The organism is Colwellia marinimaniae, assembly GCF_002207865.1.
Classification (GTDB): domain Bacteria; phylum Pseudomonadota; class Gammaproteobacteria; order Enterobacterales; family Alteromonadaceae; genus Colwellia; species Colwellia marinimaniae.
In genome coordinates this window covers 93656-110345 of sequence record NZ_BDQM01000010.1, presented here as the reverse complement: position 1 = coordinate 110345, position 16690 = coordinate 93656, and the positions used below count along the sequence as shown (strand labels likewise).

At 38.1% G+C, this 16690-nt stretch carries 16 protein-coding genes; 8 read left to right on the top strand and 8 right to left on the bottom strand.

The genetic code is table 11. The annotated features are described in order from the left end of the window. Positions 1-168: 168 nt before the first annotated feature. On the bottom strand, positions 169-456 hold the full coding sequence (locus MTCD1_RS08310; protein ID WP_057181552.1) for a hypothetical protein: 288 nt from the start codon (positions 454-456) through the stop codon (positions 169-171). A 322-nt stretch (positions 457-778) separates the two neighbouring features. Here MTCD1_RS08310 and MTCD1_RS08305 point away from each other — a divergent pair, with 322 nt between their 5' ends. From MTCD1_RS08305 to rlmM, 4 genes are all read left to right on the top strand, one after another. Beyond that, positions 779-1711 carry a transcriptional regulator GcvA gene (locus tag MTCD1_RS08305; protein ID WP_057181551.1) on the top strand — a complete coding sequence of 311 codons (933 nt, stop codon included), beginning with the start codon at positions 779-781 and terminating at the stop codon, positions 1709-1711. Further along, the gene (locus MTCD1_RS08300; protein WP_197410281.1) at positions 1711-2454 is read left to right on the top strand and encodes an alpha/beta family hydrolase; all 744 of its coding nucleotides are present in this window, start codon (positions 1711-1713) and stop codon (positions 2452-2454) included. The genes MTCD1_RS08305 and MTCD1_RS08300 overlap by 1 nt, the downstream gene beginning before the upstream one ends. Next, the gene (locus MTCD1_RS08295) at positions 2454-2879 is read left to right on the top strand and encodes a DUF423 domain-containing protein (protein WP_057181550.1); all 426 of its coding nucleotides are present in this window, start codon (positions 2454-2456) and stop codon (positions 2877-2879) included. The genes MTCD1_RS08300 and MTCD1_RS08295 overlap by 1 nt, the downstream gene beginning before the upstream one ends. A 79-nt stretch (positions 2880-2958) precedes the next feature. Next, a complete protein-coding gene (gene rlmM / locus MTCD1_RS08290; protein WP_057181549.1) occupies positions 2959-4065 on the top strand; it encodes a 23S rRNA (cytidine(2498)-2'-O)-methyltransferase RlmM in 1107 nt (368 codons plus the stop codon). A gap of 106 nt (positions 4066-4171) precedes the next feature. Here the strand turns inward: rlmM and MTCD1_RS08285 are convergent, their stop codons facing one another. The 5 genes from MTCD1_RS08285 to MTCD1_RS08265 form a co-directional block, all read right to left on the bottom strand. Continuing rightward, on the bottom strand, positions 4172-5179 hold the full coding sequence (locus MTCD1_RS08285) for an isocitrate dehydrogenase (RefSeq protein WP_057181548.1): 1008 nt from the start codon (positions 5177-5179) through the stop codon (positions 4172-4174). A gap of 299 nt (positions 5180-5478) precedes the next feature. Then, positions 5479-5904: a DUF3192 domain-containing protein gene (locus MTCD1_RS08280; protein ID WP_057181547.1), complete on the bottom strand. Its 426-nt coding sequence runs from the start codon at positions 5902-5904 to the stop codon at positions 5479-5481. 14 nt (positions 5905-5918) lie between these two features. Beyond that, on the bottom strand, positions 5919-6797 hold the full coding sequence (gene xni / locus MTCD1_RS08275) for a flap endonuclease Xni (protein WP_057181546.1): 879 nt from the start codon (positions 6795-6797) through the stop codon (positions 5919-5921). A gap of 2 nt (positions 6798-6799) precedes the next feature. Beyond that, the gene (gene ppnN, locus MTCD1_RS08270; protein WP_057181545.1) at positions 6800-8146 is read right to left on the bottom strand and encodes a nucleotide 5'-monophosphate nucleosidase PpnN; all 1347 of its coding nucleotides are present in this window, start codon (positions 8144-8146) and stop codon (positions 6800-6802) included. A 93-nt stretch (positions 8147-8239) separates the two neighbouring features. Beyond that, on the bottom strand, positions 8240-9850 hold the full coding sequence (locus MTCD1_RS08265; RefSeq protein WP_057181544.1) for a GGDEF domain-containing protein: 1611 nt from the start codon (positions 9848-9850) through the stop codon (positions 8240-8242). A gap of 253 nt (positions 9851-10103) precedes the next feature. Between MTCD1_RS08265 and MTCD1_RS08260 the strand changes: the two genes are divergently transcribed. Next, positions 10104-11942, top strand: coding sequence for a M61 family metallopeptidase (locus MTCD1_RS08260; RefSeq protein ID WP_057181543.1), 1839 nt, complete (start codon positions 10104-10106; stop codon positions 11940-11942). A gap of 62 nt (positions 11943-12004) precedes the next feature. On the opposite strand, the gene queF is transcribed toward MTCD1_RS08260, so the two are convergent. After that, complete coding sequence (queF, locus tag MTCD1_RS08255; RefSeq protein ID WP_057181542.1) at positions 12005-12865, bottom strand: NADPH-dependent 7-cyano-7-deazaguanine reductase QueF; 861 nt, start codon at positions 12863-12865, stop codon at positions 12005-12007. A 54-nt stretch (positions 12866-12919) separates the two neighbouring features. On the opposite strand from queF, the gene syd reads away from it, so the two are divergent. After that, complete coding sequence (gene syd, locus MTCD1_RS08250; RefSeq protein ID WP_057181541.1) at positions 12920-13531, top strand: SecY-interacting protein; 612 nt, start codon at positions 12920-12922, stop codon at positions 13529-13531. A gap of 4 nt (positions 13532-13535) precedes the next feature. On the opposite strand, the gene MTCD1_RS08245 is transcribed toward syd, so the two are convergent. Then, positions 13536-13904 carry a hypothetical protein gene (locus tag MTCD1_RS08245; protein WP_057181540.1) on the bottom strand — a complete coding sequence of 123 codons (369 nt, stop codon included), beginning with the start codon at positions 13902-13904 and terminating at the stop codon, positions 13536-13538. 192 nt (positions 13905-14096) lie between these two features. On the opposite strand from MTCD1_RS08245, the gene MTCD1_RS08240 reads away from it, so the two are divergent. Together MTCD1_RS08240 and MTCD1_RS08235 are read left to right on the top strand one after the other, a co-directional pair. Then, positions 14097-14489 carry a DUF3192 domain-containing protein gene (locus tag MTCD1_RS08240; protein ID WP_057181539.1) on the top strand — a complete coding sequence of 131 codons (393 nt, stop codon included), beginning with the start codon at positions 14097-14099 and terminating at the stop codon, positions 14487-14489. Between the two features lie 170 nt (positions 14490-14659). Next, entirely contained in the window at positions 14660-15331 is a 672-nt protein-coding gene (locus MTCD1_RS08235; RefSeq protein ID WP_057181538.1) for a GNAT family N-acetyltransferase, read from the top strand. The last annotated feature ends 1359 nt before the right edge of the window (positions 15332-16690 follow it).

Sequence of the window (16690 nt, the reverse complement as noted above, 5' to 3'; positions counted from 1 at the left end):
AGGGTGGTAATAAGTAAACAACAAGAATTGAAAGCAATAAAAAGGTGTCCTAGGACACCTTTTTTTATTTGTGATCTCGAACACTAAGGTTGTACTTCACTAAATGGGCTTGCATTTTGGCATATGTTAAGATGCAGGCTAAATTTAATCGCCCTGCAATTAATCTAATTAATCTGCAATTAATGTTATTTTAGTTAAAATAACTGACTTATTTTGATTAGCCATGTGCTTTTGTTTGGCAAAGCCTGAGTCTGTTGACTGTATAGTATAGTTAATGGTAACTGGTGTTAACGAAAACTTTAGGTTGTTATGGGCAGCACTAGTCAGTTGAGTTTGATTCACTGGCTCAGCTTTAATTAGTGCAGTTTTTGGTAAGGCAGCAGTGGCTGCAGTACTCAATAAAGTGGTGGCGAATAATACGGCAAGTAAGTTAGTTTTTTTAATGCTTAGTTTCATGTTGTTTGTCCTGTATATAACCTAATAATAAATTTTTATTCCCTATAGATATATTAGGACCTTTTCTCGCGCTGGTTTTACTCTTCAAAATAAAGCGTGTGGGTTGGGAACACACGCTATACCTGAGTTTTATAAAACGTTGAGATGATGTCCTTCATCTACGGTGTGAATAATACACAAGTTGTTAAAGGAAATAAAACGACTTAAATTGATGTTATGTATTAGAAAAACTAATGAATAATTGTTATGCTTGATTGGTAAGTTTTTATGCAGTGTTATAGTGCATATATTATAAATAATATTTAAAATTTGTAGGTGACTTTTGGCTAATATACTCCCCCCATTAAAAGCTTTGCGAGCATTTGAAGCATCGGCAAGGCAGCTCAGTTTTACGCGAGCAGCAGAAGAGCTTTTTGTCACGCAAGCGGCAATAAGCCATCAAATTAAATCATTAGAAGAGTACTTAGGTATTAAATTGTTTATGCGAAAAAACCGTGCTTTATTACTCTCGGAGGAAGGTCAGTCGTATTATTTAGATATAAAAGATATTTTTACCTCACTACATGAAGCGACCGAACGTTTGTTAGCTCGTGGAGCGAAAGGGTCGATAACAGTCAGTTCACAGGCGAGCTTTGCCATCCAATGGTTAGTTCCTCGGTTAACTACTTTTAATGCCTTACATGAAGATATTGATGTTAGGATTAAAGCCGTAGATCAAGCAGAGAATTCACTGACAGAAGATGTCGATGTTGCTATATATTATGGACGTGGACGTTGGCCCAATATCCATGCTGATAAATTGCATACCGAATACCTTATCCCCGTTTGCTCTCCCTTATTAATGCAAGAGCATGCTGCCAATGGTAAACCGGCTCTTTTATCATTAGACGACTTATCAAAGCATAATTTACTCCATGATACCTCTCGCCGGGACTGGAAACGCTGGTTTAAACAAGTTGGTGTTAAAGGGGCTAATTTGAATCATGGACCTATTTTTAGTCATTCTGCTATGGTTTTACAAGCCGCTTTACACGGTCAAGGGGTTGCTTTGGCTTACAGTGTTTTAGCTAAGCCGGATATTGATTCGGGACGTTTAGTCTGTCCCTTTAACGATGTATTAGTGAGTAAAAACGCCTATTTCATCGTATGTCGTGAAAATCAGCAAGACATCGGTAAAATCGCGGCCTTTAGAAAGTGGATGTTAGATATGGTCGAAGCAGAGCAAGAGCTAATCACCGATGGACAAATAAATTAATGGCCAAGATACCGGTAAAGCAACAAGTAATCACCAGCGCCGATGGCAATGATATTAATATGATTTTTGACACGGTCGAATGTGCTAGGGCGCAAGTTATATTTGCTCATGGCGCGGGTGCAGATATGTCTCATGAGTTTATGGCTGAAATAGTACGGTTACTTAATAACGCGGCTATTAATGTTGTGCGTTTTAATTTCCCCTTTATGGATAAAAGGGCACTAACAGGGATAAAATACCCCCCAGATAGAATGCCCAAGCTGTTGGTTTGCTATCAAGCCGTTATTGAGCATGTGCTTGCACAGCAAAAAAGTCAGGCGCTGCCCTTATTTATTGGCGGAAAATCTATGGGGTCACGCGCTGCGGCGAGCTTAGTTGCTGATCCAGAGGTATTAAATGCTAATTTACTCAGTGAAATATCCGCTGTCTTTTGTTTAGGCTACCCGTTTCATCCAGCTAAAAAACCAGAAAAACTGCGCCTTGAACCTTTATTTACTGCCAGTAAAACAATTTTAATCGTACAAGGTGAGCGTGATGCTTTAGGCACGAAAGAAGAAATTATCAGCTACCAGCTGCCTGAGCACTGTACCTGTGTGTTTTTACCTGATGGCGATCACAGTTTAAAGCCAAGAGTTAAGTCGGGTTATACTTATCAAGGACATATGCAGCGCGCGGTTAAGGAAATTGTCGACTTTATTGACCAGTTAATAGTCGCTAACAATGTTGAGCATAAGGCAAGATGATGAACAGTACTAATATGATCAAGCAGCAAGTTAAATCTAAGAGCAGCACGGTTTTACTGAAAACTATGATGATTTTTGTTGGTATCAGTGGCTGTTTTTCTGTACTATTCGGCGCTTGGCTGGCTCATGGCGGTCAAGCATTACCAGTAAAGGTTCAATCTAGCTTAGCAACAGCATTACAATATCAATTTTTTCATACACTTGCGTTATTTTCGACCTTGGTTTGGTTGAAAACAGCTAAATCATCTAAAGTGCTACTTAGTGCTTGTATTGCGTTTGTCATAGGGATTTTGTGCTTTTGTGGCGTAATCTATATTAAATCATTTTTTGAACTTGCTGTTATCGGTAAGTTAACCCCTTTTGGTGGTATTGCCTTTGCGCTAGCTTGGTTATTATTAGCATTTGAAGGTAAAAATAATTTTTAACTACAGTATTTGTACTGTTAATACTCTGACGAATATAGCGTTTTAAAAGGTCGTTAGATATACAAGGTAAAAACAACATATGACTTCCATCGTATTATTTTGTCGTCCAGGCTTTGAAAAAGAGTGTGGTGCAGAAATCCAAGAAAAAGCTGCTTGGAATGAAATGTATGGCTATTTAGAGCTAAAGAAAAATAAAGGCATTGTTTTTTTTCACTTACAAGAAAGTGAACACGGTGAAGCATTAATGAATAAGTTGCCTCTTAAGCGACTTATTTTTGCCCGTCAATGGTTTGTCACAGTCACTGATACACTCGCCTTGCCTGATTATAATCGTGTTGAAGCAATCATTGAAGCCTTGGGCACTGAATGGCAATATAGCGATTTACGTATGGAAATGGCGGATGATAATGATGGCAAGGAGTTAAGTAAATTTTGTCGCAAGCTGTCTGTGCCTTTGCGCCAAGCTTTACGTAAAAAGAAATTGCTGACCCAGAAAGGTAACAATTCAGCTGATGATCCCGATGGCGCCATTTTACATGCGCTATTTCTAAGCGGACAAGAAGTAATATTAGGTTTTTCATTAGTGCGTAATAGCTCACCACACGTGATGGGCATTCCTAGATTAAAGTTTCCTAGTGCGTCACCAAGTCGCTCTACCTTGAAACTTGATGAAGCCTTTTTATTCTTTATTCCTCGTGATGAGTGGGGTGAACGGTTAACTTCAGGTATGCATGCTGTCGATTTAGGCTCAGCCCCAGGCGGTTGGACTTATCAATTAGTGCGCCGTGGTATGATGGTTACTGCCATCGACAATGGTGCCATGGCCGAGTCTTTAATGGCAACAGGACAAGTCAAACATAAGATGATGGATGGCTTTAAATACATACCAATGAAGCACAATGTCCATTGGATGGTGTGTGACATGATAGAGAAGCCGCAACGAGTCGCTAAACTAATGAGTGAATGGTTACTTAAGGGGTATTGTAAAGAGGCGATGTTTAACTTGAAATTGCCAATGAAGGGCCGTTATCAACAAGTTACTAATGACTTACAAGCCATTAAAGATGCATTTGACGAACATAATGTCAAATATGAACTTTATGCCAAGCACCTGTATTATGATCGTGAAGAAATCACTGTCCATGCACGTTTACTTTCTCCAGCGCCGCTTAAAGAAAAAGAGTAATCGCTAGCGTTGTTTTTTAACAAGCTAGCAAATAAAAAAGCTATCCAGTTTATTCATTAACTAGATAGCTTTTTTGTCTAGACAGTTACGCTTAAGACGCTAAGCGTTATAGCCTCTCAAGTACCGCTTGGGTAAAGTCGGTAGTGCCATGACTTCCACCTAAATCGCCGGTTGTTCTATCAGCCGAGGCAATCACATCGGTAATGGCAGCTCTGATTTTTTCTGCTTTGTCACTCATCTCTAAATACTCTAGCATTTGAATAGCAGCTAACATCATTGACGTTGGGTTCGCTAAGTTCTTACCCGCAATATCCGGTGCACTACCATGTACCGCTTCAAAAATGGCACAATCTTCACCAATATTAGCGCCTGGCGCCATACCAAGGCCGCCAACTAAACCCGCACATAAATCAGATATAATATCACCAAAGAGGTTCGTTGTTACTATGACATCAAACTGCTCGGGGTTCATCACTAATTGCATACAGCAGTTATCAACAATCATTTCAGTTGACTCGATTTCTGGGTAACGCAGAGCAACTTCACGGGCAACTTTTAGAAATAAACCTGAGGTTGACTTTAAAATGTTGGCTTTATGAACAACGGTTACCTTTTTACGACCTTCTTTACGTGCGGTTTCATAAGCAAAGGTTACTATTTTTTCAGCACCATCACGGGTAATTATACTCATGGCTTGGGCTTTATTACCGTCCTCTGAGATGACTTGGCCGACACCTGAATACATGCCTTCGGTATTTTCACGTACGGTGATAATATCAATGTTTTCATAACGTGCCTTCGTGCCCTTAAATGACAATACTGGGCGTAGGTTTGCGTATAATTTGAATTGTTTACGCAAGGTGACATTGATTGAGGTAAAACCTTCACCAACGGGGGTCGTCAACGGACCTTTTAAGGTGATTTTATTTTTTTCAATAAGCGTAATGGTCTCTTCTGGTATTAACTCACCATGTTTTTCTAAGGCGGTTAAACCAGCATCTGCGAATTCATATTCAAAATCACAGCCTACTTTATCTAATACTTTAATCGTGGCATCGATAATACTTGGACCGATACCGTCGCCAGGAATTACCGTGATGGTTTTTTTAGTCATTAAGTTCACCTTGTCATCCTATTTTTAAGGAATACTGTAGAATAATACGTCATATGTTTATGCTCTAATTAACAATGACATACATTAAATTAATTGTGTAATGCTAGTGGAGAAACATTTACTTATGTAAAGCCGAGTGACTAAGTGGTCAGCTCAGTGCTTTATTGGCCATTTATATCATGGTAATGTTATGTATGCGAGCTTGAAAGTTTTTATCGTTACCGGCAAAAAAGAGCCAAAGTCTTTTTGCAAACTAACAAGGAATAGTAGAGGTTTACTAAGTCAGGTTCAATCTGACTTTAGTCTATAGTGGCTAGGTTTTTTCTTATGTTAAGGTGGTTTTTAATAATGCCCCATTGCTCAGGGTAATTATTACCTAAACCAATTTCTTTGAGTGTGCCGTTGACAAAAAGCAAGAAGGAGCATTCATCTTGCGTGGTTATGCCATCAGATTTTACATGCTGAGTACGGTAAAACATGACTTGATAGTTTACCTCATTAACCGTTCTGGCTTCAGTAATGTCTGGGCTACCTAACTGACTTAATGCTTGCTCAAAAGTAAATTGTTCTAATTTTATCTTAGCAATAAATTGGCGATTATAGGCTTCTCTGTCTTTCCATTTCATTTGATCTGGGCTGTCATCATAAAAGGTGACAACTAGGGCGACAAAGATGCCATAAACGGTTAGTGCAAGTAATATTCTGCCAATTATTTTTTTATTCATAGTTATTTATCTTGTTATAATGAGTTGCTATCACTATTAATGGCTATTATATCAACATTAATTCTGGGAGATGATGAAGGTGTTGTTAGGCGGATATCTTTTAAATTAAAGCCAAGAGGGATATCTTTTTTTAACGTTAACAGCTTTCTGGCTAAAGCCATTTGCTCATCGCTTTGTAGTAATTTCTCTTTTAGCGACTCCTTTAGGTCTGTGGCGTTAACTATGGCCTTTAATGAACCATATTGATTAATTAGTTTAGCCGCATTAACTTGGCCAATGCCACTTACCCCAGCAATTTTATTGGTATTGTCGCCTGTTAATGTCCAAAAATCGATCAGTTGCGAAGACTTAATAGCAAACTTTTGTTGGACATATTCTTCATCCAAATAACGGCGATTAAAGTAATCATAAAGATGAATGTTAGGACTAAGTAAAGGCAGAAAACCTTTATCTGTTGAAATGATAGTAACCTTTTGCCCGTGCAAAGCCATTTTTACCGCTAAAGTAGCAATAAGATCATCTGCTTCATCTTCTACAGAGGTGAGTGAATCAACCCCTTGCTCCATAAATGCATCTTGTATAGCGGTTAGTTTTTGCGCAAGGTGTTCTGGCATTTTTTTACGGCCTTTTTTGTAACCAGCAAAAATCTGGTAGCGCCAACAGGGCTGTTGACTATCAAAAACGGCTAGTGCGTGTGTTGGTTCAAGCTGCTTGATAATTTTAATCACCGCATTTACACAATTCTTTTGAGTGTTAAATAAGACTTGCTCTTGTGTGTTAGCCGATAACTTATCGCCGTGCTGCTGTTTTCTTTTCATAAAGGGGCGCTCTTGTACGGCGTACACACGGCGAATTAAATTTAGCGCATCAATGAGTATTAAGTGAGCGGACAATGTTAAGCCTCAATAACTTTATAACATGGAATATATTCACTGCCAGGTAATTTCATCCGCTGTTGACTGACAAAAGAGGCCAGTAGTTTATCCATTAATGCCATTATTTTCTTATCCCCAGATATTTCGAAAGGACCAAATTCTCGAATTGCTTTGATGCCTCCTGACTTAACGTTCCCGGCAACTATGCCAGAAAAAATGCGACGTAGGTTAGCCGCTAACTCAGCCGTAGACAGTTTATAGCTAATCGTTAGATTTGCCATGTTTTCATGAGTTGGCTCAAAGGGATGTTGAAAGTCTTCGGCTATCATCAGTGACCAATTAAAATGAAAGGCATCACCCGTTTTTTTTCTGTGGGCAAGTACCTTGTTTAAGCCGCTTTTCATTACTTGAGCGACTTTAGCGGCATCGTCCACCACTATTTGGTATAACGATTGTGCTTTTTCACCTAAGGTGGCACCAATAAAATCATCTATTTCATGAAAGTACTCAATGGCGCTGGCCGGACCGGTCAGGATAATCGGTAATTGTTGCTCAGAATTTGCTTCATTGAGCATAATACCTAAAATATACAGCAATTCTTCGGCAGTCCCTGCGCCGCCAGGAAAAATAATAATTCCATGTGACATGCGCACAAATGCTTCTAAACGCTTTTCAATATCAGGCATTATAACCAATTCATTCACTATTGGGTTGGGTGGCTCAGCAGCAATAATACTTGGCTCGGTTAAGCCAATATAGCGGCCATCTTTATTACGTTGCTTTGCGTGTCCTATTGTTGCGCCTTTCATCGGGCCTTTCATTGCCCCTGGGCCACAACCGGTACATATGTTGAAGCCGCGTAAACCCAGTTGGTAACCGACATCTTTGGTATATTTATATTCATTGTGTTTGATGGAGTGACCGCCCCAGCAAGTAACTAACTTAGGCTCAGTCTCAGGTAAGATAACATTGGCATTTCTGAGGATATCGAAAGTTGCATCGGTAATTGCTTCTGACGAGCTTGGCATAGTTCTATAACGGCTATTAAGGAAAAGGATATCGCGTAATACGGCCGAAAGATGTTCTCTGATGCCTCTGATGATTTTGCCATCGACAAAGGCATGAATGGGAGGATTCTTTAAATCAATTTTTACCCCGCGTTCTCGCCTTAATACCTGTATTTCAAAGGTAAGGTATTTTTGATATATTTCTTCAGCATCATCAGTATTTGAACCGGCGTTAAGTACGGCGAGAGAACAATTTCGATATAATGTATATAAGGTGCTACTAACCGATTTTTGTAACTGATCTACTTCGGCTTGTGATAGCAAGTTCATATTACCAACAGGGTTAATTTGAGTATGCATAACTCACTCCTTTTATGCTGATTTTTATCAGTCATTATTCTGATAAAAATATCGCTATTTTTTATGAGGTGTTGAAGCAGCTATTTTAGCTAGCTACTTAACGTAAATAACTTGATTCTTTCCTTGTTTTTTTGCTTTATACATTGCTTGGTCAGCACGTTCAAAAGCGATGTGAATGTTATCATCAGCTCTTATATGGGTTGCGCCAATTGAAAGGGTAATACTAACTTTATTACTTTTAAACTTAAAGGGTAGGCGAGCTATGTATTTATTTAGCGCATTCAGCTCAAGAGTTAAGGCCTGTTCTTGGGCTTGAGAGTAAATCAAGACAAACTCTTCACCGCCATAGCGGCCAACAAAAACACCTTTACTGACGTTTTTTACTATGGTATTGGCAATGACTTGTAACGTTTTATCGCCTGCCGTATGACCATAGGTGTCATTAATTTTTTTAAAATCATCAATATCCAGTACCACTAAGGCTAGCTGGAATGGTTTATGGTGAAAACGTACCATAGCTTTAGCAAAATAATTATCAAAGGCAGCTCGGTTTGCCAGTTTGGTCAGCGCATCTTGCATACTCTTTCTTTGCTGATCGATCAGTTTATGTTCAAACACTCGGCTTTGTTGTTCTAATTGATCTACCTTAGCAGACATATCATTGAGCTTGTCCGCTAGTTCTTGGTGACTTTGTTGTTCAAATTTTGATTTTTGCTCCAAGGTGCTGGCGATAAACTGCAGTTTTTCATTTATGTCTTCTTTTACTTGATTTAGTGATAATGCTTTTTCGACTGTACCCGTCATATCAACCAGTTGGCTTTGTAACTTCTGGTTTATTTTTTCGTTGGTTTTCTGCGATTTTTTTTGTGTAACAATAGTTTCTTTTACTGCACTTTGCACCGTTGTTAGCGTCGCACTCAGGCGGGTTAAAAAATTCTTAGCACTATTTTGTTCATCTTTAAAGTCGGCAACGATGACATCAAATATGTCGATGAGGTGAAGGAGTACTTCATCACTAGACTTATCTGTCATTAGCTTTTTCTTAATCGCTAATAACTCATTGGTGTGGCCTTTAGATAAGGGCAAGGTACTAAGTGACACTGATATTTTTTCAAGGATACTGCTGTCAAAAAGTGCTAAGTTGATGTCATTTTTTGACTGACTTACCGGTAAAATAAGCTGAGCAGACGGTAAAACACCTTGTTTAGTTGGCGCATTTTTAGCTTTTAGGGCGTAATCATAAAAAGCTAACAATTGACTTAGTAACGGAACATATTGTATTAAAGCGTCTTTACTTTCTTTTGTTTTGCTTAATAACCCGCGTAGCTCTCTGCGTAAATCACCAGGTAAACCATTGATTTTTTGTAAATTCTCACCTGCTTGATTAAATTGGTCATGCAGGTGAGCAATGTTTTTTTCATTGGTTATGCTGTGTTGCTGTAATAATTTACTTATAACGACAATTTTTGCTTCTATGTCATTAAGGGGGGCTGACTTACTGAATAACATTCTTAACTGAGCTAAGCGGTTGTCTAATTCAAGATCAATACCTTTAGAAACTAGGGATAATTTAGTAATGAATTGAATGAGCAGACTTGAATGCAGATTAGCATCTTCTTCTAGTGAATTACGAGACTCAATTGCGCTATCAAGCTTTCGTTTCAATGCAACTAATTGCTTTTTGGCAACAGAACTGTCATTCATAAATCCGATTTATCCTAATGTAGAGTGATGTCTAGTGCTAAGTGATTTACTTTATTTAGTGTTTAGCCATTAAACGTGTTTAGGGCACTTACGTTGTTCTTAGTATATGATATTTTTCACTATAATAACGTTATTTATCAACATAGAGGTAAAAAAACAACTTTTATTGGCCCATGTTGATTTTTTATAACATTGAGTATTTATTCGTTGTTAAAATCGCTAGATGTTAGAGTGACCACCTTGTCTACCCATAATGAGAGAACCTATTTGCGTGTTTAACTATAAAATAAAAGTAATAATAGCAATATCTTTATTTATTGCACAACTAATATCTGCTCATGCGAGCGTAAAAGTTAATATTATCATCGAGCAGCCCGAGCATCACCTCGCTAAGGTAGAGCTTCAATTTGACAAAAGTAATATAGAGCAGGTCAATTTCTATTTACCTACGTGGCGTACCGGACGATATAAGACTTTGAACTTAGCGAATGGCATTCGTGATTTTATCGCTAAGGATAGTCAGGGTAATGTGCTTAGTTGGCGTAAAATTGATAAACATACTTGGCAAGTAAGTGGTAGTAAAAATAAAAAAATTCACTTAAGTTATCAAGTGTATGCCAATCAATTGGCGCAAAGAACTCGTCATATAGATGATAGTCATGCCTTTTTAGATAGCTCAGCCGTGGTTATGTACACTGAGGCAAGTCGAAGTTTGCCACATACTGTCCAGCTTTTTGTCCCTAAATTGTGGCGTAGTTTTTCTGGCTTAGAGTCAGGTAATAATAGTCATCAATTTATTGCCACCAACTATGACCAATTAGTTGATTCACCCATTGAAACGGGTATTAACGAACATCATGAGTTTCGTGTTGACAGTCGACTTTATCAGCTGGTTATTTGGGGCGAAGGTAATTATGACAGCGTCAAAATGGTAGAAGATATAAAAGTATTGGTAAAACAAAGTAAGCATATTTGGCAAGGTTACCCGTTCAAACGCTATGTTTTTATGGTGCATGCCACGAGTGGTGCTCGTGGTGCAACTGAGCATGTTAATTCAACCATCATCCAACGTTCGCGTTTTAAGTTTTCGACCCGTAAAGACTATCTCAGCTTTATTGCCGTTGTTGCTCATGAATTTGTTCACACTTGGAATGTAAAACAGTATCGCCCTCACGGTCTAGTGCCTTATGATTATCAGCAAGAAAATTATTCTAATTTGTTATGGCTAGTCGAGGGTTCAACCAGCTATTTACAATACCAACTGTTATTACGCGGGAATTTAATGACGACAGATGAATTTTTTAGCGCACTTGCTAAGCGAATTACTGCGTATATGCATAAACCTGGTCAAGCAAGTCAAACCGTGGCACAAGCAAGTTTTGATGCTTGGATCAGCGAGGGTGGCGATTATGGTAATAATCATAGTGTCAATATCTATGCTGAAGGATTTCTAGCTTCTTGGTTATTAGATTTTGATATTCTAAATAAAACAGACTTAAGTAAAAGCTATCGTAATGTGCATAACCAGCTATACCAACAACATCGCCTACCACAAAGTTATAAAGAAGCGGATGTGCTTAAGATATTAAAACAAGTGACGGGTAGCAATTATCAAGTTTGGTGGCAAGACAATATTCACGGTACAGCAAAAATCGATTTTAGTTTATTACTGGCTAAAGCAGGACTGGCAATGAGTTATGCTAAAACTGGTGAGGATAAGTCGAGCAAGCAAACTAAGGTATGGACTGGCCTTAACACTAAATATGGTACTCAGGGTTTAGTTATTTCTTCCGTAGAGCAAGACAGTCCGGCCTGGCATGCTGGCTTAACCACAGAGGATGTTATTGTCGCGGTAGATGGCTTACGCATAGTAGATAAGGATCTGGTTAATCGTCTAAAAGACTTTAAAGCAGAGCAAACCATTGAGTTCACTTATTTTCGCCGAGATAAACTAACAACGACTAAGGTTAAACTTAGCGCTATAGCTAAAAATAAATTAAAAATTATTGTTATAGCAAAGGCCAGTCAGCAGCAAAAGCTATTTTTTAAGGCTTGGACTGGTCTTGACTTGCCAGAAAAAACACCAGAGTGAAAAATAAGCATTAAAGCGAAATAGTATTTCGCTTTAATGCTTTTCGCAGAAAGTAAGCTGGGTTATTGACGTAAGGTTCTGGCAAAAGGGGCTTGCTCAGTATGACTACTTCTAAACGGGTTGATGTCTAACCCTCCGCGTCGAGTGTAGCGGGCGAAAACGGTAAGCTCATCAAGTTGGCAAAATTTTTGCAAATCACAGTATATTCTTTCGATACATTGCTCATGGAACTCATTATGCTGGCGAAAGGAAATCAAATATTTTAATAGTGTGGCATGATCTATGGCTTTACCGCGGTAGTGAATATAAATACTTGCCCAATCAGGTTGATTGGTAATTAAACAATTAGACTTTAATAAATGACTAACTAAATGCTCCTCAACTTTAGCACTTTTATCTTTTTTTTGTGCTTGAGCTAGCAACTGTGCATCATATTGATAGTTATCTATGCTGATATCAGCACCATCGATACAAATACAATTATCTGGTTTTTTTGCAATAGCTAAAGCGGGACAGTGATCGACCGCAAATAAACGTACTTTTGCTGGCGAGCCGGCAATGTTTGATAAGTCCTTAATTAATATTTGCTCAACGTCTTTGATACTGGCAAAGCGTGTTTGATTAAAGCTATTTAAATACAGCTTAAAAGACTTTGACTCAACAATGTTGTCACTGGTACAAGCAAAGCGAAACTCAGCGACTGCAACTACCGGTTTGCCCTTTTCATTGAGCCAAGAAAGCTCATAGCCATACCAAACATCTTCGCCAATAAAGGGTAAATTGTTTGGATCTAGAGCTAAGTCATCTCTATTTAAACTTCGAGGTACTCCTTGTAGCAATTCTGCGGTATATTCGCTGCAATATTCTGTACTTTTACCCAGTGTTAACTTGCTTAGTTCCGTTGCATTTTGATAATTGGCCATAAATTTTTCAGTAGTGAGCTAGTATCTTGCTATTTTAAAGGATCTTTTCTTTATATGACATCTACAAATAAAACTTTAGCGCAATCACTTTTAGCCTTTAGTAAAGACTTTAGCCAACAACACATCAAGCAATTTGGACATTTACCTACCAGAGAGCATGATGAGCAATGGTTATCACCTTGTGAATTAGGTCCACATGATGATAGTCATCATTATTGGCAACCCGTGGCGGTGAAAACTGAGTCAGTCACGGATGAAAATACCGAGACGCTATCTTTTAGTAATGTTGAGTCGGCATTAGATCTTGAACTACATCCGGATATAAAGACTTATTTCACCACTATTTTCAGTGGCGAAATTGTAGCAGAGTGTAGTGAAGGGCAGTTATCACTGCTTTTTGCTTGGAATAGGGAAGATTTTGACCGTTTACAAGAGAATATCATTGGTCATATCTTAATGAAGCAAAGATTAAAGCAGGCTGAAACCGTGTTCTTTGCTGTTACCGATGAAGAAGATATGATTATCTCTGTCGATAATACTAATGGTGAAGTTTGGGTGGAACGTGTCGGTTGTCAACCACATAAAAAACTCAGTGATTCATTAGTCAGCTTTATCGGTCAATTAACGCCAAAGAGTTTAGTTACTGATACTAAAATAAAGAGCTAAGATGTTATTTTTTTTGATTGACTTGCTCAGTTAAGTTTTTGATAAGCAGTTTTACTTCCGCTAATTCATTTTTTATCTCGGTTAACTCTTGCGCTAATGACTGCTGAATTATTTTCTTTACCGCGCCATTTTCAACGAGAGAGTCTAGTAGGGCAGTGTTATCGTTGCTCGATTTGTCTTGACTAACTTGCTGTTCTTTAGCACTTAATGGTGCAATAAAGTCGGGTTGGTGTTGCCAGTTTTTTAATGTGGTGATTAATGTGGCTAACGGAGTCCGTTGGCTCAGCTTTGCTTTTACCAAGGCTACGGTTGGTTTTTTGCCTGCATTGGCAAGTTGGTTTGCACAGATTAAAATTTCATCGATAATTGTCATTTTACTTACTGATTAAAAATAATTAATTAATTTAACTATATTTTAGCCAATATAACTAAAAATGTCTGTAACTTCATTGATGTATTTTAAAAAATATCATCTATTCAATGACTTATGTGGTTGGCTTGTTTTTTGCAATTCCGAGTAAAGGATTATTATAACAATTACATTTTACCTCTAGGGAATATAGATATGAAAAAATCAATACTTGCTTTACTCATTGCTGCACCACTAGCAATGACATTATCTGGTTGTGTTATTAAAATAAACGATGATGGTATTGATCATGGTTTTGTCAGCGATAGTAAAGATCGTGCCTACAACAACCGTAAAAAAATTGCTAACGTTCAATTGGGTGCTTCTTTTATGGATATGCAGGCAAACTTAGGTGTCGCTGATTTTTCTGAGACTTATACTGACGGCGATGATACGGTGCGTGTTTTATATTATCGTACCCAACGTAAACATAAAGATGGTTTAACAACAAAAGATGAATGTACTTTCTTACAGTTTATTAATGGCAAATTAGTTGAAACCGGTAATGGTGGCGATTTTTTGAAAACTCAACAGGTAAAAGCTAACTAATTATCTATTATTACTATTACTTAAATGCCTCGCTTAGCGGGGTATTTTTTTATCTAAATTATATGGCTTTCATGGTAGTTAAACGAATTATATTTGACCTGTTTGAAATTATGCTGCTATGGTGAGTTGTTAGGTTAGAAAATAATCCACCGTCAGAGTAGGAGAATATAATGAGTGAAACCGAATCGGTAGAAAATAGTATTGATGAAAATTTAGACCAAAACGTTAATATTCGAGCGACTTATTTGAGTGCTCATGAGTTGAAATTAGCAGCGTCACTTTTATATCAAGCTTATCATGATGACCCCGTTTTTTTAGAGATATTTAATAGCGATAAAGAAGATTATGAGCAACGTCTTCGTGGTGCTATTAGAGAAGAACTCAATGCTTTTTGGCAAGCAAAACAACCCATGATTGGTTTGTATCTCGGGGAATCTATGGTTGGTGTCGCCTGTATTAACAGCCCAGATGAAACCTTGGCAACTGATCGTTTTTGGCATTGGCGTCTTAAAATGCTATTAAATGCCGGTTACTTTAGTACTAAGCAGATGATGAAAAAAGAACAAATTGTCTTGGCTGCTGTCCCCTTAAAGGTTTTCCATTTCCTATCATTTATTGCTGTTCATCCTCTGCATCAGCAGCATGGTTTTGGTCATTACTTAATGGCCGCCGTCAATACTGTTTTGGATGAACACCCAGATAGTGAAGGGGTAGCCGTTTATGCTACCTCAGAAAAATTTAAAGAATTTTTTAAGCATGTTGATTACCAAACGGTTAAAGAGGTATCGGTAGGAAACGTGTGTGGTGCGGTAATGGTTCACTATCGAGATAAAGTGGAATAGCTGCACTTTATTGGCATATTTTAAGGTTATATTAGGCCTTATCTCTCTCAAGTAATTCCCTTAATAAAAATAGCACCGACAAAGTGCTATTTTTTTTGTAAGACATGTCTTACAGCTTTGTGAGATATATTGGCAATTTCTGCTGCAATGTGGAATGGTTGATCTGTAACATATTGTTTTTTGTATGTTTACATGAATTATCACTTGTTACATTGTTTTTACATTTAGAGTTTGCTTGTTAATACGCATCGATAAATGAAATTTAGGTGTACTATTAAACATGTCAGGAAGACAAGGAGCAGGGGGCTTCAGCGTTACTTGTAACGTGATTAGGGACGATGCATGTTGCTAAAATGGAATTGCAGCGACATAAGGACTTACTGAGGACAGTAAACATAACTTAGGGATTGAGTTGAGTCAATAGGATGCAATGGATGCAAGTCAAGGATGATATGAGTAGGGATGCTTGTGTAGCGTATAGGGAGAGCCTAAAGCTGGATGCTTTAATTATAAATAATACTTTGGTGCTATTTATAAAAAGGTTTAACAAGGAGGCTTTAAGGACGAGGTCTAGTAGCAGGATGCTACTATGGATGATATGAACAAGGATGTGGCTTGGTTAGGATTACCAAGGTCAGGAAGACAGTAGTTATGGATGGCTACTTAAAGGGATGTAAAATAGGGAGATTGGTTAAGGACGATTAATTCAGGAAACGGTGTCAGGAAGATGCTAATTAAGGATGATATGAACAAGGATGTGGCTTGGTTAGGATTACCAAGGTCAGCAAGACAGTAGTTATGGATGGCTACTTAAATGGATGTATAAATAGGGAGATTAGTTAAGGACGATTAATTCAGGGAACGGTGTCAGGAAGATGCTAATTAAGGATGATATGTTTAAGGATGTGGCTTGGTTAGGATTACCAAGGTCAGGAAGACAGTAGTTATGGATGGCTACTTAAAGGGATGTAAAATAGGGAGATTGGTTAAGGACGATTAATTCAGGAAACGGTGTCAGGAAGATGCTAATTAAGGATGATATGAACAAGGATGTGGCTTGGTTAGGATTACCAAGGTCAGCAAGACAGTAGTTATGGATGGCTACTTAAATGGATGTATAAATAGGGAGATTAGTTAAGGACGATTAATTCAGGGAACGGTGTCAGGAAGACGCTAATTAAGGATGATATGTTCAAGGATGTGGCTTTGGATTACCAAGGTCTGCATCGAGTAGTTAGGGACGGCTACCATCAAGGAGTGTTAACTAAGGAGATGATTGTCAGGAAGACACAAATTAAGGATGATTGAATGGGCGCTTAACAGTTACCAAAATGGATATGAGTGGACTCATAAAGGATA